General features: G+C 67.2%; 20 protein-coding genes. 12 read left to right on the top strand and 8 right to left on the bottom strand.

The genetic code is table 11. The features are described 5' to 3' along the window. The first annotated feature begins 8 nt into the window (after window positions 1–8). The 4 genes from KTJ87_RS15980 to KTJ87_RS15965 all read left to right on the top strand — a co-directional run bounded on the left by KTJ87_RS15980 (window position 9) and on the right by KTJ87_RS15965 (window position 3,006). Complete coding sequence (locus KTJ87_RS15980) at window positions 9–386, top strand: helix-turn-helix domain-containing protein (protein WP_267140148.1); 378 nt, start codon at window positions 9–11, stop codon at window positions 384–386. Between the two features lie 63 nt (window positions 387–449). Continuing rightward, window positions 450–1,256, top strand: a complete 807-nt coding sequence (hisN, locus tag KTJ87_RS15975) for a histidinol-phosphatase (protein WP_267140147.1) — start codon at window positions 450–452, stop codon at window positions 1,254–1,256. Continuing rightward, on the top strand, window positions 1,253–2,590 hold the full coding sequence (locus KTJ87_RS15970; protein ID WP_267140146.1) for an 8-oxoguanine deaminase: 1,338 nt from the start codon (window positions 1,253–1,255) through the stop codon (window positions 2,588–2,590). The genes hisN and KTJ87_RS15970 overlap by 4 nt, the downstream gene beginning before the upstream one ends. Beyond that, the gene (locus KTJ87_RS15965) at window positions 2,587–3,006 is read left to right on the top strand and encodes a CAP domain-containing protein (protein ID WP_267140145.1); all 420 of its coding nucleotides are present in this window, start codon (window positions 2,587–2,589) and stop codon (window positions 3,004–3,006) included. Before KTJ87_RS15970 ends, KTJ87_RS15965 begins: the two co-directional genes overlap by 4 nt. Before the next feature lie 64 nt (window positions 3,007–3,070). On the opposite strand, the gene guaD is transcribed toward KTJ87_RS15965, so the two are convergent. Further along, window positions 3,071–4,363, bottom strand: coding sequence for a guanine deaminase (guaD, locus tag KTJ87_RS15960; RefSeq protein WP_267140144.1), 1,293 nt, complete (start codon window positions 4,361–4,363; stop codon window positions 3,071–3,073). A 123-nt stretch (window positions 4,364–4,486) separates the two neighbouring features. Here guaD and mgtE point away from each other — a divergent pair, with 123 nt between their 5' ends. From mgtE to KTJ87_RS15920, 8 genes are all read left to right on the top strand, one after another. Further along, on the top strand, window positions 4,487–5,875 hold the full coding sequence (gene mgtE / locus KTJ87_RS15955; RefSeq protein ID WP_267140143.1) for a magnesium transporter: 1,389 nt from the start codon (window positions 4,487–4,489) through the stop codon (window positions 5,873–5,875). Then, window positions 5,872–6,429, top strand: a complete 558-nt coding sequence (locus tag KTJ87_RS15950; protein ID WP_267140142.1) for a 5-formyltetrahydrofolate cyclo-ligase — start codon at window positions 5,872–5,874, stop codon at window positions 6,427–6,429. Before mgtE ends, KTJ87_RS15950 begins: the two co-directional genes overlap by 4 nt. A 149-nt stretch (window positions 6,430–6,578) precedes the next feature. After that, window positions 6,579–7,388, top strand: a complete 810-nt coding sequence (locus KTJ87_RS15945; RefSeq protein ID WP_267140141.1) for a TIGR00282 family metallophosphoesterase — start codon at window positions 6,579–6,581, stop codon at window positions 7,386–7,388. Further along, a complete protein-coding gene (locus tag KTJ87_RS15940) occupies window positions 7,385–8,317 on the top strand; it encodes a DMT family transporter (RefSeq protein WP_267140140.1) in 933 nt (310 codons plus the stop codon). Before KTJ87_RS15945 ends, KTJ87_RS15940 begins: the two co-directional genes overlap by 4 nt. Before the next feature lie 22 nt (window positions 8,318–8,339). Continuing rightward, complete coding sequence (locus tag KTJ87_RS15935; RefSeq protein WP_267140139.1) at window positions 8,340–10,118, top strand: SLC13 family permease; 1,779 nt, start codon at window positions 8,340–8,342, stop codon at window positions 10,116–10,118. 108 nt (window positions 10,119–10,226) lie between these two features. Further along, window positions 10,227–10,973, top strand: coding sequence for a YebC/PmpR family DNA-binding transcriptional regulator (locus KTJ87_RS15930; RefSeq protein WP_267140138.1), 747 nt, complete (start codon window positions 10,227–10,229; stop codon window positions 10,971–10,973). A gap of 111 nt (window positions 10,974–11,084) precedes the next feature. After that, window positions 11,085–12,023, top strand: a complete 939-nt coding sequence (locus tag KTJ87_RS15925; protein WP_267140137.1) for a diacylglycerol/lipid kinase family protein — start codon at window positions 11,085–11,087, stop codon at window positions 12,021–12,023. Continuing rightward, entirely contained in the window at window positions 12,020–12,820 is an 801-nt protein-coding gene (locus KTJ87_RS15920; RefSeq protein ID WP_267140136.1) for a metallophosphoesterase family protein, read from the top strand. The genes KTJ87_RS15925 and KTJ87_RS15920 overlap by 4 nt, the downstream gene beginning before the upstream one ends. Window positions 12,821–12,892: 72 nt before the next feature. Here KTJ87_RS15920 and KTJ87_RS15915 read toward each other — a convergent pair whose 3' ends face one another. The 7 genes from KTJ87_RS15915 to xdhA form a co-directional block, all read right to left on the bottom strand. Next, window positions 12,893–13,975 carry a BMP family ABC transporter substrate-binding protein gene (locus KTJ87_RS15915; RefSeq protein ID WP_267140135.1) on the bottom strand — a complete coding sequence of 361 codons (1,083 nt, stop codon included), beginning with the start codon at window positions 13,973–13,975 and terminating at the stop codon, window positions 12,893–12,895. A 34-nt stretch (window positions 13,976–14,009) separates the two neighbouring features. Next, a complete protein-coding gene (locus KTJ87_RS15910; protein WP_267140243.1) occupies window positions 14,010–14,942 on the bottom strand; it encodes an ABC transporter permease in 933 nt (310 codons plus the stop codon). Continuing rightward, window positions 14,942–16,027 carry an ABC transporter permease gene (locus tag KTJ87_RS15905; protein WP_267140134.1) on the bottom strand — a complete coding sequence of 362 codons (1,086 nt, stop codon included), beginning with the start codon at window positions 16,025–16,027 and terminating at the stop codon, window positions 14,942–14,944. The genes KTJ87_RS15910 and KTJ87_RS15905 overlap by 1 nt, the downstream gene beginning before the upstream one ends. Window positions 16,028–16,135: 108 nt before the next feature. Continuing rightward, window positions 16,136–17,659 carry an ABC transporter ATP-binding protein gene (locus KTJ87_RS15900; protein WP_267140242.1) on the bottom strand — a complete coding sequence of 508 codons (1,524 nt, stop codon included), beginning with the start codon at window positions 17,657–17,659 and terminating at the stop codon, window positions 16,136–16,138. Between the two features lie 20 nt (window positions 17,660–17,679). Further along, a complete protein-coding gene (xdhC, locus tag KTJ87_RS15895) occupies window positions 17,680–18,624 on the bottom strand; it encodes a xanthine dehydrogenase accessory protein XdhC (RefSeq protein WP_267140133.1) in 945 nt (314 codons plus the stop codon). Next, window positions 18,621–21,092, bottom strand: coding sequence for a xanthine dehydrogenase molybdopterin binding subunit (gene xdhB, locus KTJ87_RS15890; RefSeq protein ID WP_267140132.1), 2,472 nt, complete (start codon window positions 21,090–21,092; stop codon window positions 18,621–18,623). Before xdhB ends, xdhC begins: the two co-directional genes overlap by 4 nt. After that, window positions 21,089–22,489 (bottom strand): xanthine dehydrogenase small subunit, encoded by a 1,401-nt coding sequence (gene xdhA / locus KTJ87_RS15885; RefSeq protein WP_267140131.1) that lies wholly within the window; start codon window positions 22,487–22,489, stop codon window positions 21,089–21,091. The genes xdhB and xdhA overlap by 4 nt, the downstream gene beginning before the upstream one ends. Window positions 22,490–22,645: the final 156 nt, after the last annotated feature.

Below are 22,645 nucleotides of genomic sequence, written 5' to 3'. Positions count from 1 at the left end.
AGAAGAGTATGAAACACCCTGTAGATGTTCACGTCGGCAAACGTGTCCGTCATCGTCGCTGGATGGTCGGGATGACCCAGCAGCAGCTCGCAGAGCGCGTGGGCATCAAGTTCCAGCAGATCCAGAAATACGAAACCGGCATGAACCGGATCAGCGCGTCGCGTCTTTGGGATATCGCCCATGCGCTTGATGTGAAGATCAGCTTTTTCTTCGACGGCCTCGAAGGCGCGGAAGACTCCGAAGCGGCGACGCCCTCGGCGACCGTTCCCGGCGACATCCTGGCCGACAAGGAAGCGATGGACCTCGTTCGCTCCTACTATGCGATCCCCGAGGCGCAGCGCCGCCGCCTGTTCGATCTCGCGCGCGTTCTGTCCGAAGTCGACTGATCGCTTGACCGGCTCTGCCGGGACCACTAGCGCCTTGGGCCATCCTGAGACAGGGTGGCCCACATGACTCATCCCCCAGACCTGACAGAAGACCTTGTCGCGACGGCGCATGCGCTTGCGGAAGCGGCGCGGACCGAGACGCTGCGGCATTTCCGCGGCGCCAGCCTTGGCACCGAGAACAAGGACAAGGGCGGCTTCGATCCGGTGACGGTGGCGGACCGTGCGGCCGAGGCCGCGATGCGCGACATTCTGGCGGCTCGCCGCCCGCAGGACGGCATCCTGGGCGAGGAATACGGAGCTGCGGAAGGCACGTCGGGGCTGACCTGGGTGCTCGATCCCATCGACGGAACGCGCGGCTATATCTCGGGCACGCCGACATGGGGCGTGCTGATCTCGGTGCGCGACGCATCTGGTCCTCTCTACGGCATCATCGACCAGCCCTATATCGGAGAGCGATTCGAGGGCGGTTTTGGGCGTGCGCGCCTGTCTGGCCCTCACGGCGAGCGGTCGCTTGCGACCCGGGCCACGGCGACCCTGACCGATGCCATCATCTTCACCACCTTCCCCGAGGTCGGCACACCTGCCGACGCCGCCGCCTTTCGCGCGGTGTCCGCGCGGTGCAAGCTGACCCGCTACGGGATGGATTGCTATGCCTATGCGCTGGTCGCGGCGGGTCAGGTCGATCTGGTGATCGAGGCGGGGCTCAACCCCTATGACATTCAAGCGCCCATTGCCGTGATCGAGGCGGCGGGCGGCGTTGTGACCGACTGGAGCGGCGGGCCGGTGCATGACGGCGGGCGCGCCGTGGCTGCGGCGAACGCGGCGATCCACCGCGAAGCGCTGGACCTGATCGGGGCGGCTGGCGCATGAGCCGGGTTCTGATCCGAGGGGCGCACACCGTCCTGACGATGGACGACGCGGAAAGCGAATTGACCGGCGCCGATATCCTGATCGACGGCGGCGTGATCGCCGCTGTCGGGCATGGCCTCGACGCCGAGGGCGCCGCGATCGTCTATGGCGCGGGCATCGTCGTCACGCCCGGCCTCGTGAACACGCACCACCACCTTTACCAGACCCTGACCCGCGCGGTGCCCGGAGCACAGGACGCGATGCTGTTCGGCTGGTTGCAGACGCTCTATCCGATCTGGGCGCGCTTCGGCCCCGAAGAGATGCGCGTCTCGGCGACCATCGGTCTTGCCGAACTGGCGCTGTCCGGCTGCACGATGTCGTCGGATCACCTCTATCTCTACCCCAACGGCGCTCGGTTGGATGATACCATCGACGCCGCCCGCGAGATCGGGCTGCGGTTCCACGCCACGCGCGGGGCGATGTCGATCGGGCAAAGCAACGGCGGCCTGCCGCCCGATGCCCTCGTCGAGGACGAGGCGGCGATCCTGAACGACTGTATCCGCGTGATCGACGCCTTTCACGACCCCGCCGAGGGCGCGATGGTCCGTGTCGGTGTCGCGCCCTGTTCACCCTTCTCCGTGAGCCGCGAGTTGATGCGCGACGCCGCCCTTCTGGCGCGCGACAAGGGCGTGATGCTGCACACCCATCTGGCCGAGAACGATGAGGACATCGCCTATTCGCTGGAAAAGTTCGGCTGCCGGCCCGGGCAATACGCCGAAGACCTTGGCTGGACCGGCGACGATGTCTGGCACGCGCATTGCGTCAAGCTGGACGCGTCCGAGATCGACCTGTTCGCCCGGTCGCGCACCGGCGTCGCCCATTGCCCCTGTTCCAACTGCCGCCTTGGGTCCGGCATCGCGCCGGTGCGGGCGATGAGGGATGCGGGCGTCAAGGTCGGCCTTGGAGTCGACGGATCGGCGTCGAACGACGCGGGCAACCTGATGGCCGAGGCGCGGATGGCGATGCTGCTGCAACGGGTGGCGCAAGGGGCCGACAAGATGAGCGCGCGCGAGGCGCTACGCCTCGCCACGCGCGGCGGGGCCGAGGTTCTGGGCCGTCGCGACTGCGGACAGATCGCCGTTGGAAAACGCGCCGATCTGGCGCTGTGGGACGTGACCGGCATCGAAAGCGCCGGAAGCTGGGACCCCGCGGCGCTGCTGCTTGCGGGCCCGACGAAGGTGCGGCACCTGTTCGTCGAGGGGCGTCAGGTGGTGCGCGATGGCATCCTGACCACAATCGACCTGTCGTTGGCGATCGAACACCAGACCCGGCTGGCGCAAGGGTTGATGCAATGAAATCCATCCTGATCGCCGTGTTCCTGCTGCCCGCCGCCGCGCTTGCCGAACCGGCGCCCGAGGTGGCCGCGCGGATCAATGCAGAGCGCAGCGCACGCGGTCTTGCGCCCCTTGCCGTCTCGCCCGAGGCGACGCAGGCGGCAGAGCGTCACGCGCAGGACATGGCGCGGGGCGGGTTCCTTGGCCATGACGGCAGCGACGGGTCGGACATCGGCACGCGGCTGACCGAGGCGGGCCTGCGCTGGTGCATGGCGGCCGAGAACGTCGCGCAAGGGCACCGCAGCGCCGAGGCCGTCACCCAAGGCTGGATGGACAGCGACGGCCATCGCCGCAATATCCTGTCGGACGCCAGACTGATCGGCACCGCCCGCGTGGGCGACTACTGGGTGACCACCTACGCCGCGCCCTGCCGCTAGAGCATGTCGCGCAAAAGTGGGAACCGGTTTCGCGCTCTTCGACCTGCGAAAATGTCAGGCCTAATCACATCTTGATCTGGCGCCCGCCCACCCAGACCGCTTTCACCGCCCGGTCGTCGCCCATCATGATCGTCGGAAACACCGCCTCCCACAGGTCGCTCGCCCGCGCGGACCGCTGGGCGATGTCCTTGGTGGAGGCAAGGTTCAGCACCGTGATGTCCGCCTCGCGCCCGGCTTCCAGATTTCCGATCCGGTCGGCCGCGTGCAGCGCTGCCGCCGAACCTTCGGTCGCCAGCCACAGAAGTTGCGCAGGGTGGATCGCGGTGCCCGACAACTGCCCGATCTCGTAGGCCGCCGCCATCGTGCGCAGCATCGAGAACGACGATCCGCCCCCGGTGTCGGTCGCCAGCCCGATCCGCTGACCTTGCGCCTTGAGCGCCGCCAGCCGGAACAACCCGGACCCGATGAAGGTGTTGGACGTCGGGCAATGCACCAGCGCAGCACCGACCTCGCGCAGCCGTGCTTCTTCGCGCGGCTCAAGGTGGATCGCGTGGCCGTAGACACCGCGCGCGCCCAGCAGGCCAAACCGCTCGTAGGTGTCGAGATAATCGCGCGCGTCTGGAAACAGGTCCTTGACCCATGCGATCTCGTCCGTCTGCTCGGACAGATGCGTCTGCATCAGGCACTCCGGATGCGCGGCCCAGAGCGCACCCAGCGCCTCCAGCTGTTCGGGCGAGGACGTGGGCGAGAATCGCGGCGTGATGACGTATTCCGCGCGCCCCTTCCCGTGCCATTTTTCCAGCAGCGCCTTGCTGTCGTCATGAGCCGACTGCGGCGTATCGCGCAAGCCGTCCGGCGCATTGCGGTCCATGCAGGTCTTGCCGCCCCAGACCCGCAAGCCGCGCTCCGCCGCGACGCTGAAATAAGCCTCCACGCTTGCCGGATGGATCGTGCAAAAGGAGCAGGCAGACGTTGTGCCATGCGCCGCCAGCAGGTCGAAATATCGCTCTGCGGTGGCCACCGCATAGCCAGGATCGGCGAACTTCATCTCTTCGGGGAACGTGTAGCCGTTCAGCCAATCGATCAGGCGCTTGCCCCAACTGGCGATGATGCCGGTCTGCGGGTAATGCGCGTGCGCATCGACGAATCCCGCCATGATGAGCGCCGCGCCATAGTCCACGCGCGCCGCGCCCGGATGCGCCGCCAGCACCGTATCCGCCGCGCCGACCTCGACGATCCGGCCGTCTGCGATGACCACCGCGCCATGCGTATGGTGGCGCACCGCCTCGTCCGGCGGCACGGCAAAGGGATCGGCCACGAAGCTTAGCGTCTGGCCAGTGAGAACAGTCTTTTCCAAAGAACCCTCGCGCGTTGTGCGCCGGAACGATAAACCGGCCTCGCCACCGGGTAAATCGGGCAGGTGGCTGTCAACGGGATGGTCCGGGCCCTAGATGTGTCCGGAGGCAGCAGAGGGCAGAACATGGTGGACATGGACGACGAGACGCCCCCCGAGGTGCGCGAAGAAGAAGGCTACAGCCTCGAGGCCCGGACAGTCGGCGCGATCCTCGATGCCGTGGACGATCAGGACGCCCAGCGCCTGACCGAACTGATGGAGCCGCTGCACGCGGCCGACATCGCCGACCTCCTCGAACAGGTCGGCGAGGAGCAGCGCGGCGAGATCGTCCGACTGTACGAGAAAGAGATCGACGGCGAGATCCTGTCGGAACTCGACGAGAGCATCCGCGAGGAAGTCATCGCGGCCCTGTCGCCGCAGACCCTGTCCGACGCGGTGCGCGAGCTGGATTCGGACGATGTCGTCGACCTTCTCGAAGACCTCGAGGACGAACAGCGCGAGGCGATCCTCGGCGCGCTCGAGATCAGCGACCGGATCGCCGTCCAGCAGGCGCTGACCTACCCCGAATACTCCGCCGGCCGCCTGATGCAGCGCGAGGTGGTCGCTGGCCCCGAGCACTGGACCGTGGGCGAGGCCATCGACTACCTGCGCGCCCGCGAAGACCTGCCCGAAGACTTCTACCACATGATCCTCGTCGATCCGCGGATGCGGCCCACCGGCAACGTCACGCTGGGCAAGATCCTTGGCGCGCCGCGCGCCACGCCGCTCAAGGATCTGGTCGAGGACAGCTTTCGCACCATCCCGGTCAACCAGTACGAGGGCGACGTCGCCTACGCCTTCAACCAGTATCACCTGATCTCCGCCCCGGTGGTGGACGATGACGGCCGCCTTGTCGGGGTCATCACCATCGACGACGCGATGATCGTGCTGGACGAAGAGCACGAGGAAGACATCATGCGCCTTGCCGGTGTCGGTGAAGGCTCGCTGTCGGACCGGGTGATCGAGACCACCAAGCAGCGATTGCCCTGGCTGGCGGTGAACCTCGTGACCGCGATCCTCGCCTCGCTGGTGATCGCGCAGTTCGAGGCGACGATCGCGCAGTTCGTGGCCCTTGCCGTGCTGATGCCGATCGTGGCGTCGATGGGCGGCAACGCAGGCACGCAGGCGCTCACCGTGGCGGTGCGCGCCATCGCCACGCGCGACCTGACCGGATCGAACGTCTGGCGCGTGATCCGGCGCGAGGTGGCGGTGGGCTTCGTGAACGGCGTGATTTTCGCTGTTGTGATGGGGGTCGTCGGGGTGATCTGGTTCGGCTCTCCGGCGCTTGGGCTGGTGATCGCGGCGGCGATGGTCATCAATCTTGTCGTCGCAGGGCTGGCGGGCATCGGCATCCCGGTGGTGCTGGAACGGATGAACATCGACCCTGCGCTGGCCTCGGGCGCCTTCGTGACCACCGTGACCGATGTCGTGGGGTTCTTCGCCTTCCTCGGTCTTGCAGGGATCGTCCTGCTGTGAGCCCCGAGGACCGCAAGGCCGAGGCGCGCAAGGCCGCCTTCGCACGCCGCAAGACCGCCTTCGACGCCGGGAACCGCATCGCCGGGGCCGCCCGCCTCGCCGAGGCACTGGCGCCGCATGCGGGCAGGGTGATCGCGGGCTACCTTCCGATCCGCACCGAGATCGACCCCCGCCCGGCGATGGGCCGGATGACGCGGGTCTGCCGCGTCGCCGTGCCGGTGATCCAGTCGATGGGCCATCCGCTGAAGTTCCGCGAATGGCTGACCGACAGTTTCCTGATCGACGGCCCGTTCGGCGCAAAGGTGCCGCAGGACGGCGACTGGCTGGAGCCCGAGGTGCTGATCGTCCCGCTGGTGGCCTTCGACCGGCAGGGCGGACGCCTTGGCTATGGCGGCGGCTTCTACGACCGCACGCTCGAGGCTCTGCGCGCGCGGCGCCCGACGCTGGCCATCGGTTTCGCCTGGGCGGCACAAGAGACGGAAGCGCTGCCGACGGAGCCGACCGACCAGCCGCTCGACATGATCGTGACCGAGGCCGAAACGATCACGCTCTGAACCGCCCCAGGTCGTCCGCCCGTGTGCATCTTTGGTCCATAAATACCTCCGGGGGGTCTGGGGGGCAGAGCCCCCCAGCCTTGGCCACCCGCCGCGCCCGCCTGAAACCGTTCTTGCCCTCCGCCGCGCCGACCGTTACCTCCGATCGCATGAAAATCCTCTTTCTCGGCGATGTCATGGGCCGCGCGGGGCGCTCCGCGATCACCGACCGGCTTGGCCCCTTGCGGGCCCGGCTCGGCGCCGATTTCGTTGTCGTGAACGGCGAGAATGCGACGTCCGGGCACGGTCTGTCCAAGGACCACGCCAAGGCGATCTTCGACGCGGGCACCGATTGCGTCACGCTGGGCGACCATGCCTTCGACCAGAAGGACATGCTGACCGAGGTCGAGGGCAACAGCCGCATCCTGCGCCCGCTCAATTATGCCAAGGTCGCGCCGGGGCGCGGGCACCGGCTGTTCGAGGTGCCGGGCGGCCGCAAGGTGCTGGTCCTGCAGGTCTTGGGGCAGGTGTTCATGAAGCGCGCCTTCGACGATCCCTTCTCGGCGGTCGACCAGGTGCTGCGGACCTATCCGATGGGCGGGCAGGCGAACGCCGTCCTGGTGGACATGCACTGCGAGGCGACGTCCGAGAAGATGGCGATGGGCCATTTCTGCGACGGGCGCGCGTCGGTGGTGGTGGGCACGCACACCCATGTCCCGACGGCGGATGCGATGATCCTGCCGGGCGGCACCGCCTACCAGACCGATGCGGGCATGTGCGGCGACTACAATTCGGTGATCGGCATGGACAAGGCCGAACCGCTGCGCCGCTTCATCACCGGCATGTCCAAGGGCCGGTTCGAGCCTGCGGTGGGAGAGGCGACGCTGTCGGGCCTGTTCGTCGAGACCGACGACCGCACCGGCAAGGCCCTGCGCGCCGAGATGATCCGCGACGGCGGCAGGCTGAGTCCCGGCGCATGACGACCCTGCGCGAGCGGGCGCTTCTGGTGCTGGCGCTCGTCGTTCTGGGGGCGGGCTGGGGCGTGACACAGCCGCTGGCCAAGATCGCGGTCAGCGAAGGCTACCGCAATTTCGGCATCATCTTCTGGCAACTTGTGATCGGCGCGGTCTGTCTTGGGGCGATCCTGCTGGTGCGCGGGCGCTGGCCGCGCGTCACGCGCGCGCGGCTGTTCGCCTGCACCGTTATCGCTCTGATCGGAACCGTCCTGCCGAACACGGCCAGCTACCAGGCGGCGGTGTATCTGCCTGCGGGTGTCCTGTCGATCCTTCTGTCGGCTGTCCCGATGATCGCCTTCCCGGTCGCGTTGGCCTTCGGTCTTGACCGGTTCGCCTGGGGGCGGCTTGCAGGGCTGATGACCGGCCTTGTGGGGGTGCTGATCCTGACGGTGCCCGAGGCCAGCCTTCCCGATCCGGCGATGGCGGCCTTTGTCCCGCTCGCGATGATCGCGCCGATCTGCTACGCGCTTGAAGGCAACGGGATCGCCCGGTTCGGCACGGCGGGGCTGGACCCGGTTGAACTGCTGTTCGGTGCCTCGGTGATCGGGGCCGTTCTTGCCCTGCCTGCCGCGATGGCCAGCGCCACCTTCATCGATCCGCTGCATGTGTGGCGCGGCCCCGACTGGGCAATCCTGGCCTCGTCGCTGGTGCACGCCGTTGTCTACACCAGCTATTTCTGGCTGATCGGCCGCGCCGGATCGGTATTCGCGGTGCAGGTGTCCTATCTTGTCACCGGCTTTGGCGTGCTCTGGGCGATCCTGCTGCTGGGAGAGCAATATACCGGCGCGATCTGGACCGCGCTGGCGCTGATGGTCCTTGGCATGTTCCTGGTCCAGCCGCGGCCCGTTCTGCCGCTTGTAGAGCCCGCCCCAAGCCGTCAGGATGCGGTCTGATCGGCCAGTCGGACCAACGCGCATGCATCCATTCACCTTCGATCCGATGACAGAGGCGATCCTTGCGCTGGTGGTCGTCGGCGTGATGTTCGCGTTGTTCGTGCGCGAGGTGTTTCCGACCGAGGTGACCGCGATCGCCGGGGCAACCGCGATGCTGGTGCTGGGGCTTTTGCCCTACGACGACGGGCTTGCCGTCCTGTCCAACCCCGCGCCCTGGACCATTGCGGCGATGTTCATCGTGATGGGCGCGCTGGTGCGCACCGGCGCGCTGGAATGGTTCACACAGGCCGCCGAGCGGCTGGCCGACCGGAACGCGACGCTGGCGCTCATCGCGTTGATGGTGTTCGTCGTGCTGTCGTCGGCGATCGTGTCGAACACGCCGGTCGTCGTGGTGATGATCCCGGTCTTCGTCCAATTGGCGCGCAAGCTGAAGCTGCCGGTGTCCAAGCTGCTGATCCCGCTCAGCTATGGCGCGATCCTTGGCGGCACGCTGACGCTGATCGGCACCTCGACCAACCTTCTGGTCGACGGTGTGGCCCGCGCGCAGGGGCTGGAGCCGTTCACGATCTTCGAGGTGACGCCGGTGGGGATCGTCGTGGTGGTCTGGGGCATGGCCTATCTCGCCTTCATCGGGCGTCACCTGCTGCCGCAGCGTGACAGCATGGCCTCGCTTCTTTCCGACAAGAGCCGGATGAAGTTCTTCACCGAGGTCGCCGTGCCCGAGGACAGCGCGCTGATCGGCGAGACCGTCCAGGACATCGACCTGTTCAAGCGTGAAGGCGTGCGCCTGATCGACGTGCTGCGCGGCGATGCCTCGCTGCGGCGCAACCTGACGGACGTGACGTTGCAGCCCGGCGACCGGGTCGTCCTGCGCACCGAGATGGCAGAGCTTTTGGGCCTTCAGCAGAACAAGCAGTTGCGCATGGTCGACAAGCTGTCCTCGGTCGAGACGACGACGGTCGAGGTGTTGATTTCCCCCGGGTGCCGCATGGTCGGCCGGTCGCTGGGCGCGCTGCGTCTGCGCCGCCGTTACGGGGTCTATCCGCTGGCGGTGCACCGCAGGAACCAGAACATCGGGCGACAGCTGGACGACCTCGTAGTGCGGGTCGGCGACACCCTGCTTCTGGAGGGCGCGCCCGAGGACATCCAGCGCCTTGCCGCCGACATGGGCCTTGTCGACATCGCCCGACCGTCCGCGCGGGCGTTCCGGCGCGGCCATGCGCCCATCGCGGTGCTGGCGCTTCTGGGGATCGTGGGGCTGTCCGCGCTGGGCGTGGCACCGATCCTTGCGCTGGCAGTCACGGCGGTCACGGTGGTGTTCCTGACCGGCTGCGTCGACGCGGAAGAGGCGTTCTCGTTCGTCGAGGGGCGGCTTCTTGCGCTGATCTTCGCGATGCTCGCGGTCGGCGCGGGGCTGCAGGCGTCGGGCGCGGTCGAGCTGATCGTCGCGGGCGTCGCCCCCTATATCGAGACGCTGCCGCCGTTCTTCATCATCTGGTCGATCTACCTGCTGACTTCGGTCCTGACCGAAGCGGTGACGAACAACGCGGTCGCGGTGGTCGTCACACCCATCGCGATCAGCCTGGCGCAGGCCATCGGTGTCGATCCGCGCCCGCTAGTGGTCGCCGTGATGATCGCCGCCTCGGCGGCCTTTGCCACGCCCATCGGCTATCAGACCAATACGCTTGTCTACGGACCCGGCGGCTATCGGTTCACCGATTTCCTGAAGGTCGGTGTGCCGCTGAACCTGTCGATGGGGCTGATCGCCTCTGCCGTCATTCCGCTGTTCTGGCCGCTGTAGGGCCGGGCTGGGCGGGCGACGCCTGCGCGCCTGCAACACGGGATTGCCGCGCGCACGGGCGCGGGCTATACCCCGCCCGTTCATCGAAGGACCGAAGGGAAAAGGGTCATGGCAGGCCATTCTAAATGGGCGAACATCCAGCACCGCAAGGGACGTCAGGATGCGGTGCGATCCAAGCTGTTCTCGAAATTCTCGAAAGAGATCACGGTCGCGGCCAAGATGGGCGATCCCGATCCCGACAAGAACCCGCGCCTGCGCCTTGCCGTGAAAGAGGCCAAGTCGCAGTCAATGCCCAAGGACAACATCGACCGCGCCATCAAGAAGGCCATCGGCGGCGAGGGCGATAACTACGAGGAAATCCGCTACGAGGGCTATGGCCCGAACGGCGTTGCGGTGATCGTCGAGGCGATGACCGACAACCGCAACCGCACCGCATCGACCGTGCGGTCGACCTTTGGCAAGAACGGCGGCAACCTTGGTGAAACCGGCTCGGTCAGCTTCATGTTCGACCGCAAGGGCGAGATCGTCTTTCCGGCCAGCGTCGGCAGCGCGGATGACGTGATGATGGCCGCCATTGAAGCGGGCGCCGAGGATGTCGAAAGCTCGGACGATGGCCATGTGATCTATTGCGCCGACACCGACCTGAACGAGGTGTCAGCCGCGCTGGAGGACCAGCTGGGCGAATCCGAATCGACCAAGCTGATCTGGCGGCCCACGACGACGACCGAACTCGGGCTTGAGGATGCCGAAAAGCTGTTCAAGCTGATCGAGGCGCTGGAAGACGACGACGACGTTCAGCGCGTGACCTCGAACGTCGAGATGTCCGACGAGGTGATGGAGCAACTCGGCGGCTGATTTCCGGCAGGACTGGACTGGAACGGCGCCCCCCCCGGGGCGCCGTTTTGCGTTTCACGGCAACCATTGCCTGCCCCCGCGCGTTCCCGCTGCGCATCAGGAGACCCGTGGATGTCCGCTTTGCCCGACCCGCAGCCCCCGGCTGTGCCCTTCCGAAAGATCGTCCTCGTCGCCAACCGCGCCTCGGGCACCAACCGCCGTGATCGCGGCGCCATCGACGCGGCGATGGACGTGTTCGGCGACCGCGCAACGCGGATGATATGGCGACCGGGGCGCGAGGACATGGCAAGCGTCGTGCACCGCGCGGTGCAAGGCGGCGCCGACCTGATCGTCGCGGCGGGGGGCGACGGAACCGTGATGGCCGTCGCCGATGCCGCACTTGGGGCCGATGTGTCGATGGCGGTTCTGCCTCTGGGCACGTTCAACTACTTCTCGCGCGGGCTGGGCCTGTCGGAAGACCCGCGAGAGGCGGCGCAGCAGATCCTCGACGGGGCGCCCCATGACATCAGCGTCGGGATGGTCAATGACCGGGTGTTTCTCAACAACGCCTCGCTTGGCATCTACCCGGCCATCCTGCGCGAGCGCGAGACGGTCTATCGCCGCTGGGGCCGCCGCCGGATCGCCGCGCACTGGTCCGTGCTCAAGACCTTCCTGCGGTTTCAGCGCCCGATGCTGCTTGAGATCGACGTGGCTGGAGAGACCCTGCACCGCCGCACGGCGCTGGTGTTCATCGCACGCTCGACGTTTCAGCTGGAACGCTTCGGCCTGAACGGGGGCGATGCCATCCACGACGACGGCTTCGCCGTGCTGGTGGCGCGGGCGCAGGGGCGGCGGCAACTGTTCTGGCTGACCTGGCGGCTGCTGCGGCGCGCCAGCGAGGAAGGCGAGGATTACGAGCTGCTGAAAGCAAGCAGCCTGACGGTCTGGCGGGTGAAGCGGCGCAAGGCGCTCTTGGCGTTTGACGGCGAAAAGTGCATCGCCCCCAGCCCGTTCGAGTTCCGCATGTCGGACCGCCCGCTTCGCATCATCGTCCCGAACGGGGTGGCATGACGCGGCTGGTGCACCTGTCCGACCTTCACTTCGGCCGCGACCGGGACGATCTGGCGGACCCGCTGATCGAAACGGTCAACCGGCTCGCACCCGACATGGTCGTCGTGTCGGGTGATTTCACCCAGCGCGCGCGGGTGTCGCAATTCGACCGGGCGCGGCGCTTTCTGAACCGGCTGGAGCCGCCCGTTTTTGCGGTTCCGGGGAACCATGACACCCCGCTCGACAACGTGCTGGTGCGGTTCCTGCGCCCCTGGGTGCGCTACCGCGAGGCCATCGCCCATGAGTTGGAGCCACGGCACGACACCCCCGATCTGCGGATGGTGGGGATCAATACCGTGAACCGGTTTTCCTGGCAGCGCGGGCGGTTTCGCGGGCGCCACCGCGCGCGCGTCGCGGCGGCCTTTTCTGATGCGGGCGAGAGGGTGCGCGTGGTGGTCCTGCATCATCCGCTGGAACACGGTCCCGAGACCCAGAAGCGGCTGATGAAGGGGGCGGGCAAGGCGCTGCGCGCGCTCGAGGATGCGGGCGCCGACATCGTCCTGTCGGGCCATCTGCACAACGCCTTTGCCGCGCCGTTTCTTGCCGCGCCGGGCCTGTTGTTCGTGCAGGCGGGCACGGGGCTGTCGACCCGGCTGCGAGGTGAGACGAACACCTTTAACCTGCTCACGTTGTCGCGCGCGCGCATCGGCATCGAGGTCTGGCGCGCCGGGGCGGATGCGGTCTTTGCGCCGTCGGGCGAGATGGTGTTCGACCGCGCAGAGACAGGCTGGAAAGGCGCACGCCCGCGCCAGAGATGACCGCGGTGTGCCGAACACGCAAAGACCCGCCCCCTTTCGGGGACGGGCCTGTCTGATCGCGTTGATCGAGGATCAGTTCGGGATTTCGCCGGTCAGACCTTCGACGTAGAAATCCATGCCCAGAAGCGTGCCGTCATCGGCGGTCTCGCCCTCGGCGAGCCAGACGCTGCCGTCCTGCTTGTTGATCGGGCCGGTGAAGGGGTGGTAGTCGCCCGCCGCGATCGCGTCCTTGAGCGCCAGCGCCTCGGCCTTCACCTCGGCCGGAACGGCGTCAGAGATCTCGCCGATGCCAACCATGCCCGGACCGATGCCGTCCCAGGTGTCCTTGGTTTCCCAGGTGCCGTCCATGACCGCCTTGACGCGGTCGATGTAGTAAGGCGCCCAATTGTCGATGATCGACGACACCCGCGGCATCGGCGCGTATTCGGACATGTCCGACGCCTGGCCGAAGGTGATGACGTTGCCCGCCTCGGCGGCCGCGGCCTGCGGCGCCGTCGAATCGGTGTGCTGCAGGATCACGTCGGCGCCCTGTTCGATCAGCGCGGTGGCGGCGTCCGCCTCTTTCGCCGGGTCGAACCAGGTGAACGCCCAGACGACCGAGAACTCGACGTCCGGGTTGACCTTCTTGGCGTGGATATAGGCCGAGTTGATGCCTCGGATGACCTCGGGGATCGGGAAGGACGCGATGTAGCCGATCTTGTTGGTCTTGGTCATCTTGCCCGCGATGTGGCCCTGGATCGCGCGGCCCTCGTAGAAGCGGGCCGAGTAGATCGCCACGTTGTCGGCGGTCTTGTAGCCGGTCGCATGCTCGAACTTCACGTCCGGGAACTTCTCGGCGACGTTTATGGTCGGGTCCATGTAGCCGAAGGACGTGGTAAAGATGATGTCCGCCCCCTGCAGCGCCATCTGGGTGATCGCGCGCTCGGCGTCTGCGCCCTCGGGCACGCTTTCCTGGTACACGGTTTCGACGGCGTCGCCGAATTCTTCCTCGACGGCAAGGCGGCCGATGTTGTGTTCATGGGTCCAGCCGCCGTCGCCGATCGGGCCGACATAGATGAACCCGGCCTTCACCGGCTCGGAATGGCTGGCGGCAAAGGCACCGCCCGCAAGGCCCGCGGCCAGCGCGGCGCCGGTCAGAAGTTTCGCTAGTGTCATTGGGTGAACTCTCCCCGTTGGTTGAAAATTGGCGTCAGCTTGACGCGTGGAACGACCGGCCCAAGGAAGCGGGCGCGGCAAGCGAGGCCCGTCCCCGGCTCGACGACATGATGACGAGGACGAGGATGGTGATCAAATACGGCGACATCGACAGGTATTCGACCGGGATCGCGGCGCCCGCTGCCTGCAGATTGAGCTGCAGCACAGTGACACCGCCGAACAGATAGGCGCCAAGCAGGATCCGGCCCGCGCGCCAGCTGGCAAAGACCACGATGGCCAGCGCGATCCAGCCCGCACCCGCCGTCATGCCCTCGGTCCATTGCGGCACGCGCACGAGGCTGAGATAGGCGCCGCCCAGGCCCGCGCAGGCGCCGCCAAAGCCGATGGCCGCAAAGCGGATCGCAACGACCTTGTAGCCGAGCGCATGGGCCGCGTCGTGGCTTTCCCCGACCGCGCGCAGGATCAGCCCGGCGCGCGTGAACTTCAGGAAGGCCCAGACGGCCAGGACAAGCGCGAGCGAGAAATAGACGACAAGGTCGTGACTGAACAGGATGCGCCCCAGCACCGGCAGATCGCTGAGCGGGCCGAGATCCATCTTCGGCGTCGAGGGCGGCTTGATCCCGACATAGCCCTGGCCCAGCAGCGACGACAGCCCCAGCCCGAACAGCGTCAGTGCAAGCCCCGTCGCCACCTGGTTGGACAGGAACAGCTGCGTCAAAACCGCGAAGATCATCGACAACAGCGCCGATCCCAGCGCGGCGGCGACAAAGCCCATCGTCGGGCTGCCGGTCTCGACCGCGATGGCGAAGCCGCAGATCGCGCCGACGATCATCATGCCCTCGACGCCAAGGTTCAGCACGCCGGATTTCTCGACCACCATCTCGCCAAGAGCGGCCAGAAGGATCGGCGTCGAGGCCACCATGAGCGAGGCGATCAGGACGACCGGGTTGATCGACGACAGGTCCATCACGCCACCTCTCTCTTGCCGAACCGGAAGCGGTAGTTGGTCAGCATGTCCACCGCCAGAAGGAAGAACAGAAGCATCCCCTGGAACGCCTGGATCGCCGCCGCTGGAAGGCCAAGCGTCGATTGTGCCGCTTCGCCCCCGATATAGGTCAGCGCCATCAGAAGCCCCGCCAGAAGGATGCCGACCGGATGCAATCGCCCCAGGAAGGCGACGATGATCGCGGTGAACCCGTAGCCGACATTGAAATCGATGCTGACCTGGCCCGCCGGGCCCGCCACCTCGAACATACCCGCAAGGCCTGCCAGCGCGCCCGAGGCGCCAAGGCAGAACACCACCAGAAGGTTCGGCCGAACCCCCGCGAAGCGCGCCGCGCGCGGCGCCTGCCCGGTCAGTCGGATCTGGTAGCCCAGCATGTGCCGGTTCAGCAGGATGTAGGCGAAGATCACTGCGATGAAGGCGGCCACGACGCCCCAATGCATGCCCGTGCCCTCGAACAGTTCCGTGTTCGCGCTGCTTTCATAGCGGCGCAGGTTGCGCGAGCCGGGAAACCCCGAGCCTTCGGGATTGCGCAGCGCGCCCAGCGCCATCGAGGCCAGAAGCTGCTCGGCGACATAGACCAGCAGCAGCGACACGAGAATCTCGTTGGTGTTGAACCGCGTCTTGAGGATCGCCGGGATCATCGCCCAGAGAAACCCGCCAACCGCGCCCGCAAGGATCATCAGCGGAAAGATCAGCCAGCGTGCGTCCATCGGGTAGAACGCGAGGCCTACGGCCGCGCCGCAGATCGCGCCGATGATGTATTGCCCCTCGGCGCCGATGTTCCAGATGCCCGCCCGAAAGCCCAGCGACAGCCCGATCGCGATCAGGATCAGCGGCCCCGCCTTGATCAGCAACTGCCCCCGGTAATAGAACGCGAATTCGCCCAGCACCGGATCCCAGAAGATGGTGCGGATCACCTCGAACGGGTCCTTGCCAAGCGCCGCGAACATCAGCCCGCCCGCGATCATGGTGGCGATCACCGCCAGCACCGGCGTGACGTAGGACCACAGCCGCGACGGCTCGCGCCTGCGTTCAAGACGGATCATCTCTCCGCTCCACGCATGGCACGGACGGAAAACTGCGTATTTGAACAAAGAAGAAATGCATTTGAATCAAATTGTCCGCGCTTCTTCTTTGCGAGAAACCGCATCGCCTCACTCGGCCACATGCGCGACCTCCATGTCATGCGCGCCGCCCATCATCAGGCCGATCTCGTCCACCGTCAGGCCCTTGGCGGGGCGCGGTTCGGACAGGCGGCCCTCGTTCAGCGCGGCGAAGCGGTCAGAGACCTCCATCAACTCGTCCAGGTCCTGGCTGATGACGATCACCGCCGCGCCGCCCTCTGCCAGATCGAGGATCGCCTGCCGGATCGCGGCAGCGGCAGCGGCATCGACCCCCCAGGTCGGCTGGTTCACGACCAGCACTGTCGGCCGTTGCAGGATTTCCCGCCCGATCACGAATTTCTGCAGGTTGCCGCCCGACAGCGACCGCGCGGCATGGCCGGGGCCGGGGGTGCGCACATCGAAGGCCGTGATGATGCGCTTGGCGAAATCCTCGGTTGCACGCCATTTCAGAAAGCCGGAGGACACCAGGTTCTCGCGGATCGCACCCGTCAGAAGCGCGTTCTCGGTCAGGCTCATGTCGGGCGCGGCGGCGTGGCCCAGGCGTTCTTCGGGCGCGGTCAGCACGCCCAGGGACCGGCGTGCGTTCGGGCCGAGATGGCCGATGGCCGTGCCGTTCAGCGACACTGCGCCCGAGGGCGCGCGCGCCTCGCCGGACAGTGCCGCCAGCAATTCGTCCTGTCCGTTGCCCGCGACACCGCCGATGCCCAGCACCTCGCCCGCGCGCACCTCGACCGTGACCTTCTTGAGCGTCGTGCCGAACGGGTTGGACGATCGCACCGACAGGTCCTTGAGCGCCAGCACCACCGCGCCGGGGGTGCCCGCATCGCGCGTCGGTGTCTGCAGCGTCTGCCCGACCATCAGCTCTGCCATCTGCCGCGCCGAGGTCTCGCGCGGATCGCAGGTGGCCACCTTCTTGCCCAGCCGCAGGATCGTCGCAGTATCGCAGAGCGTGCGGATTTCTTCCAACTTGTGACTGATATAGAGGATCGCGGTGCCTTCGGACGCCAGCTTGCGCAGCGTCTCGAACAGGATGCCAACCTCTTGCGGGGTCAAGACGCTGGTCGGCTCATCCATGATCAGAAGTTTCGGGTCCTGCAGCAGGCAGCGCACGATCTCGACCCGCTGCCGCTCGCCCGCTGAAAGATCGCCCACCAGCCGCAAGGGGTCGAGCGGCAGGCCATACGCTTCGCTCACCTCGCGGATGCGCGCGGCCAGCTGGCCCATCGCGGGCGGGTTCTCCATGCCAAGCGCGACATTCTCGGCGACGTCCAGCGCCTCGAACAACGAAAAATGCTGGAAAACCATGGCGACGCCGGATCCGCGCGCCTCGTGCGGTGTGGCGGGGGCATAGCCAGTGCCCCGCAAGGTCATCCGCCCCGCATCGGGGCGCACCAGGCCGTAGATCATCTTGACCAGCGTTGACTTGCCCGCGCCATTCTCGCCCAGCAGCGCATGCACCTCGCCCTGGCGGATCGTGAAGGACACATCGTCATTGGCGACGACACCGGGATAGGCCTTGGTCAGGCCCTCGATCGTCAGAAGATCCCCGCCGATCCGGGCGTCCGGTCCCCTTGTCACCCCACGGCCCCCTGCCTGTGTTCCAGTTCATAGCTGGTCGAGAGTAGGTCAGCGGCCACGCCGACCGCAATGGCCTGAGGGTGCTTGCCAAGCGACTTTTGCCCGATCGGGCAGCGAATGCGTGAAATCTGGGCGTCCGAATGGCCAAGTGCCGCCAGACGGCTTCGAAACCGGGCCCATTTCGTCGCCGACCCGATCACACCGGCGCTGCGGAAGCCGTGCGACAACACCGCGTGGCACAGGTCGAGGTCCAGCGCGTGGGAATAGGTCAGGATCAGGTGGTCCGCGTCCGGCGGCGCATGGCGCAGCGCCTCTGCGGGCTTTGCCGCCACGCGCGGGATCACACCGTCCGGGATCGTGTCCGGGAACCTGTCAGCAGAGGTATCCACCCAGGTGATCGCGACATCGGGCAAGGGCGCCAGCACCGACACCAGCGCCCGGCCCACATGGCCCGCGCCCCAGATCCAGAGCGCGCGGCGCGCCAGCTCCACCGGTTCGGCAAGCCAGCCCTCGGACAACATCATCGGCGTTTGGGCACTGCCGCTCCGGGCCGCCGACAGCGCGCGCGTCACCGCCAGCGGCATTGCGCGCGCGCCCTCGACACGACGGGCATGGACCGCGCTGCCGATCCTCTCCAGCGCTGCGGTATCGTACACCTCGGTCACCAGAGTCACCGCGCCGCCGCAGCATTGGCCAAGCGCGGGGCCAAGCGGCATCCGGTCCACCCGGGCGCCGCCGGTCTCCAGCATCGCCCGCGCCGCGCGCGCCGCCTCCCACTCCAGCGCGCCGCCGCCGATGGTGCCGTCCTGTCCGTCCGCAAAGACCAGCATCGCCGTGCCAGGCTCGCGTGGGGCCGACCCCTTCGCTTCGGCCACGACGACGCGCGCCACGCGCCGGTGCCGCGCCACGGCTGCGCGCAGGGCGGCAAGATCGAGGCTCATGCCGCCCCGCCGACGCGCATGGCCGCCCGCAGAACCCGTTCTGCCGTCGCGGGCGCATCGAGCGCAGGGTAGGCATCGCCGCAGGCCGACACCGCGTGCGACAGCGCCATCAGCGCCGAGATGCCCAGCATCAGCGGCGGCTCGCCCACTGCCTTGGAGCGATAGATCGTCTCCTCGCGGTTGCGCCCCGGCTGCCACAGCGCGACGTTGAACACCTCGGGCCGGTCCGAACAGGCGGGGATCTTGTAGGTCGACGGCGCATGGGTGCGCAGCGCGCCCCGGTTGTCCCACACCAGTTCCTCGGTCGTCAGCCAGCCTGCGCCCTGCACATAACCGCCCTCGACTTGTCCGATGTCGAGCGCCGGGTTCAGCGAGGCGCCCGCGTCATGCAGGATGTCGCAGCGCAGGATGCGGTTCTCGCCCGTCAGGGTGTCGATGACGACCTCTGTGGCCGCCGCGCCATAGGCGAAGTAGTAGAACGGGCGACCCTGGCCCTTCAGCCGGTCCCAGCTGATGTCGGGTGTCTTGTAGAACCCAGTAGCCGACAGGCTGACGCGCCCCAGATAGCAAAGCTGAGCCGCCTCGGCGAAGCTGTAGCTTTCGCCGCCGACACGCACCTGACTCTCCTCGAACACCACGTCCGCAGCCTGTGCCTGGTGCAACCCCGCGATATGCTCGGCCATCCGGCCCCGGATCGTGTCGCAGGCGGCCTTGACCGCCATGCCGTTCAGGTCCGATCCCGACGATGCCGCCGTGGCCGAGGTGTTGGGCACTTTCCCGGTGTCCGTCGCGGTGATCTTCACCGCCTCCAGCCCGACACCGAACCGCGCCGCCGCCACCTGCGCCACCTTCTGGAACAGCCCCTGTCCCATCTCGGTGCCGCCGTGGTTCATGTGGATGGAGCCGTCCTGGTAGACATGCACCAGCGCGCCCGCCTGGTTGAGGTGCGAGAGCGTAAAGCTGATACCGAACTTCACCGGCGTCAGCGCGATCCCCTTCTTCAAGAGAGGATTGGCCGCGTTCCACGCCGCCACCGCGTCCCTACGCGCACGGTAGTCGGACGCCTCGACCAACTCCTGCACGATCTCGTGCAGCACGAAGTCGGTGACTTCCATGCCGTAGGGCGTCGTCTGCACGCCGTCATGGGCAGGAACCGCCTCACCCGGCGCCAACTCGCCCACCGCCCCCCGAGACGCAACATCAAGATCAGGGTCCAGCCCGCTCGCATCTTTGGTCCCCAAATACCTCCGGGGGGTCGCCATTGGTGGCGCCATTGGTCCGAGCCCCAATGGCGACGGGGCAGCGCCCCCCAGCCTCTCAACCGGCGCCGGAGCATAGAAATTCCGCACCCGCACCTCCAGGGGATCGACCCCCAGCACATGCGCGACGTGGTCCATCACCCGCTCGATCCCGACCATGCCTTGCGGCCCGCCAAAGCCGCGAAAGGCGGTGGCGCTTTGCGTGTTGGTCTTCAGCCGGTGCGAGGTGATGCGCACGTTCGGCAGGTGATAGGCGTTGTCGGCGTGCAGCATCGCGCGGTCCGCGACGGGCAGCGACAGATCCTGCGCCCAGCCGCAGCGCGCGTATTGCGTGAAATCCACCGCAAGAAGCCGCCCGTCGCCGTCGAACCCGGCGCGGTAAGCGATGCGGAAATCGTGGCGCTTGCCGGTGACGATCATGTCGTCGTCGCGGTCATAGCGCATCTTGCAAGCGCGCCCGGTGCGCCGGGCCGCGACCGCGCAGGCGACGGCGAGCGCGTTGCCCTGGCTTTCCTTGCCGCCAAATCCGCCGCCCATCCGCCGCACCTCGACCCGGACGGCATGCATGGGCGTTCCCAGCGCCTCCGCGACCTTGTGCTGGATCTCTGTGGGGTGCTGGCTTGAGGAATGCACCACCATGTCGCCGCCTTCCTGCGGCAGGGCGAGCGCGGACTGGCCTTCGAGATAGAAGTGCTCCTGCCCGCCGATCTCGATGCTGTCCTCGATGACGTGCAAGGCATCCGCCAGCGCGGCTTCGACCTCGCCCTTGCCCCAGACCACGGGGCCGGATTCAAAGCGCGAGTCGGCTGCCAGCGCCTCGTCGATGGTCAGGATGGCAGGCAGCGCCTCGATCTCGACCTGTGCCAGCCGCACCGCCTTGCGCGCGGCAAGATGGCTTGTGGCCACGACGCAAAAGATCGGCTGGCCGATGTAGTGCACCGTGTCCGTCGCCAGCAGCGGCTCGTCATGGATCGACGGTGAGACATCATTGGCAAAGGGAAGATCGGCGGCGGAGAAGACGTCGACCACGCCCTGCGCCGTGCGCACCGTCTCCAGATCGACCGAAACGATGCGGCCATGCGCTGTTTCCGACAGCCCGAAGGCCAGCGACAGCGACCCAGCGGGAACGGGGATGTCGTCGATATAACGGGCCTGTCCGGTGACGTGCAGCAGAGCCGCGTCATGCGGCAGGGGTTTGGTCACGCTCATGGATGCACCTCCAGCACGCTGGTCACACCGCCGATGCTGTCGAGGAAGTAGCGCATCAGCATGTTGCGCGCGGTCTCCATCCGGTAGTCCGCCGAGGCGCGCATGTCGCTGAGCGGGGTGAAATCCTGTGCCCAGGCGTCCCAGGCGGCATCGATGGTGTCGGCGGTCCAAGGCTGGCCGGTGATCGCCGCCTCGACCGCGCTGGCGCGTTTCGGGGTTCCGGCCATGCCGCCGAAGGCGATGCGCGCGGCGGTCACGGAGCCGTCGTCCACGGTGATGTTGAACGCCCCGCAGACCGCACTGATGTCCTGATCGAAGCGCTTGGACAGCTTGTAGCAGCGCAGCCGGTCGGGCTGACGCGGAAAACTGACCGCCTCGACGAATTCGCCCGGCTGGCGGTCCTGTTTGCCGTAGCTGAGAAAGAACGCCTCAAGCGGCATCGCGCGCAGGGTGTCGCCCCGGCGCAGGTGCAGCGTCGCGCCCAGCGCGATCAGCGCGGGCGGGCTGTCGCCGATGGGCGAGCCGTTGGCGATGTTGCCGCCGACCGTCGCGGCGTTGCGCACCTGCACCGAGCCGTAGCGGCGGATCATCTCGGCAAGGCTGGGGTGCAGGTCGCCCATCGCGGCATGAAGCTGTGACAGGGTCGCGCCCGCGCCGATGCGCACCCCGTCGTCGGTGATGTCGATGCGCCGCATCTCGTCGATGCGGTTGAGGAAGGCGACGGGGCGCAATTCGCGCAGTTGCTTGGTCACCCAAAGGCCAACGTCCGTTGCCCCGCCGATCAGCGTGGCGTCGGGGTGGTCGAGATACCATGCGGCAAGGTCAGCGATGGTTTCGGGCAGGAAGGTCTGGTCGTCGCCCCCTGCTGGTGGAATGTCGCCCGTCAGCACCGTCGCCACCTTGTTCGCGTCCTCTTCCATCCAGTCGGGCACCGGCTGGGTCGCCGCAGCCTCCGACGCCCGGATGATGGGGGCATAGCCGGTGCAGCGGCACAGGTTCCCCGCAAGTTGGTCGTTGTGGTCGGTGCGCCCGTTCAGGTGCGCGACCGCCATCGAGACGATGAATCCCGGCGTGCAGAACCCGCACTGGCTGCCGTGATGGTCGATCATTTCGCGCTGCACCGGGTGCAGCGCGCCGTCCGGCCCGGCGATGCCCTCGACGGTGCGGACCGCCTTGCCGTGAAGCTGTGGCAGCAACAGGATGCAGGCATTGAGCGCCCGTGCGCCGTCATTCCCCGTGACCATGACCGTGCAGGCCCCGCAGTCGCCTTCGTTGCACCCTTCCTTGGTGCCGGTCAGCCCGCGCGTCTCGCGCAGCCAGTCCAGAAGGGTGATGGTGGGTGCAAGGTCGGTCAGAACGACAGGGTCTCCGTTCAGGAGAAACGCAATCTCTGACATGAGTGTCTCTGGGCCGCTTTCTGTTGCGCGCGTGGGGCCGCGCGGCAGGCCCGGACCGATGCGGCGTAAATCCGGGCGCGCCTGCAGCAGACCGGGAATCGGGCGTCATTGCAAGGGGAAGGGCAGGGCAACGCGGCGACATCCGGTGCATTCGCC

Origin of the sequence: Anianabacter salinae, from assembly GCF_019061145.1 — a bacterium.
Taxonomy (GTDB): Bacteria; Pseudomonadota; Alphaproteobacteria; order Rhodobacterales; family Rhodobacteraceae; genus Anianibacter; species Anianibacter salinarum.
Note: the sequence above shows the minus strand (reverse complement) of the source record. Positions and strands in the feature narration are given on the sequence as shown.

Bases quoted from the DNA above. Each gene is read 5' to 3' on its own strand.
- KTJ87_RS15920 (WP_267140136.1), top strand. From the start codon at position 12,020: ATGACGCGGCTGGTGCACCTGTCCGACCTTCACTTCGGCCGCGACCGG.
- xdhA (WP_267140131.1), bottom strand. From the start codon at position 22,489: ATGTCAGAGATTGCGTTTCTCCTGAACGGAGACCCTGTCGTTCTGACC.
- KTJ87_RS15935 (WP_267140139.1), top strand. From the start codon at position 8,340: ATGCATCCATTCACCTTCGATCCGATGACAGAGGCGATCCTTGCGCTG.
- KTJ87_RS15925 (WP_267140137.1), top strand. From the start codon at position 11,085: ATGTCCGCTTTGCCCGACCCGCAGCCCCCGGCTGTGCCCTTCCGAAAG.
- xdhC (WP_267140133.1), bottom strand. From the start codon at position 18,624: ATGAGCCTCGATCTTGCCGCCCTGCGCGCAGCCGTGGCGCGGCACCGG.
- KTJ87_RS15980 (WP_267140148.1), top strand. From the start codon at position 9: ATGAAACACCCTGTAGATGTTCACGTCGGCAAACGTGTCCGTCATCGT.
- KTJ87_RS15905 (WP_267140134.1), bottom strand. From the start codon at position 16,027: ATGATCCGTCTTGAACGCAGGCGCGAGCCGTCGCGGCTGTGGTCCTAC.
- KTJ87_RS15940 (WP_267140140.1), top strand. From the start codon at position 7,385: ATGACGACCCTGCGCGAGCGGGCGCTTCTGGTGCTGGCGCTCGTCGTT.
- hisN (WP_267140147.1), top strand. From the start codon at position 450: ATGACTCATCCCCCAGACCTGACAGAAGACCTTGTCGCGACGGCGCAT.
- KTJ87_RS15965 (WP_267140145.1), top strand. From the start codon at position 2,587: ATGAAATCCATCCTGATCGCCGTGTTCCTGCTGCCCGCCGCCGCGCTT.
- KTJ87_RS15915 (WP_267140135.1), bottom strand. From the start codon at position 13,975: ATGACACTAGCGAAACTTCTGACCGGCGCCGCGCTGGCCGCGGGCCTT.
- KTJ87_RS15970 (WP_267140146.1), top strand. From the start codon at position 1,253: ATGAGCCGGGTTCTGATCCGAGGGGCGCACACCGTCCTGACGATGGAC.
- KTJ87_RS15945 (WP_267140141.1), top strand. From the start codon at position 6,579: ATGAAAATCCTCTTTCTCGGCGATGTCATGGGCCGCGCGGGGCGCTCC.
- KTJ87_RS15930 (WP_267140138.1), top strand. From the start codon at position 10,227: ATGGCAGGCCATTCTAAATGGGCGAACATCCAGCACCGCAAGGGACGT.
- KTJ87_RS15910 (WP_267140243.1), bottom strand. From the start codon at position 14,942: ATGGACCTGTCGTCGATCAACCCGGTCGTCCTGATCGCCTCGCTCATG.
- mgtE (WP_267140143.1), top strand. From the start codon at position 4,487: ATGGTGGACATGGACGACGAGACGCCCCCCGAGGTGCGCGAAGAAGAA.
- xdhB (WP_267140132.1), bottom strand. From the start codon at position 21,092: ATGAGCGTGACCAAACCCCTGCCGCATGACGCGGCTCTGCTGCACGTC.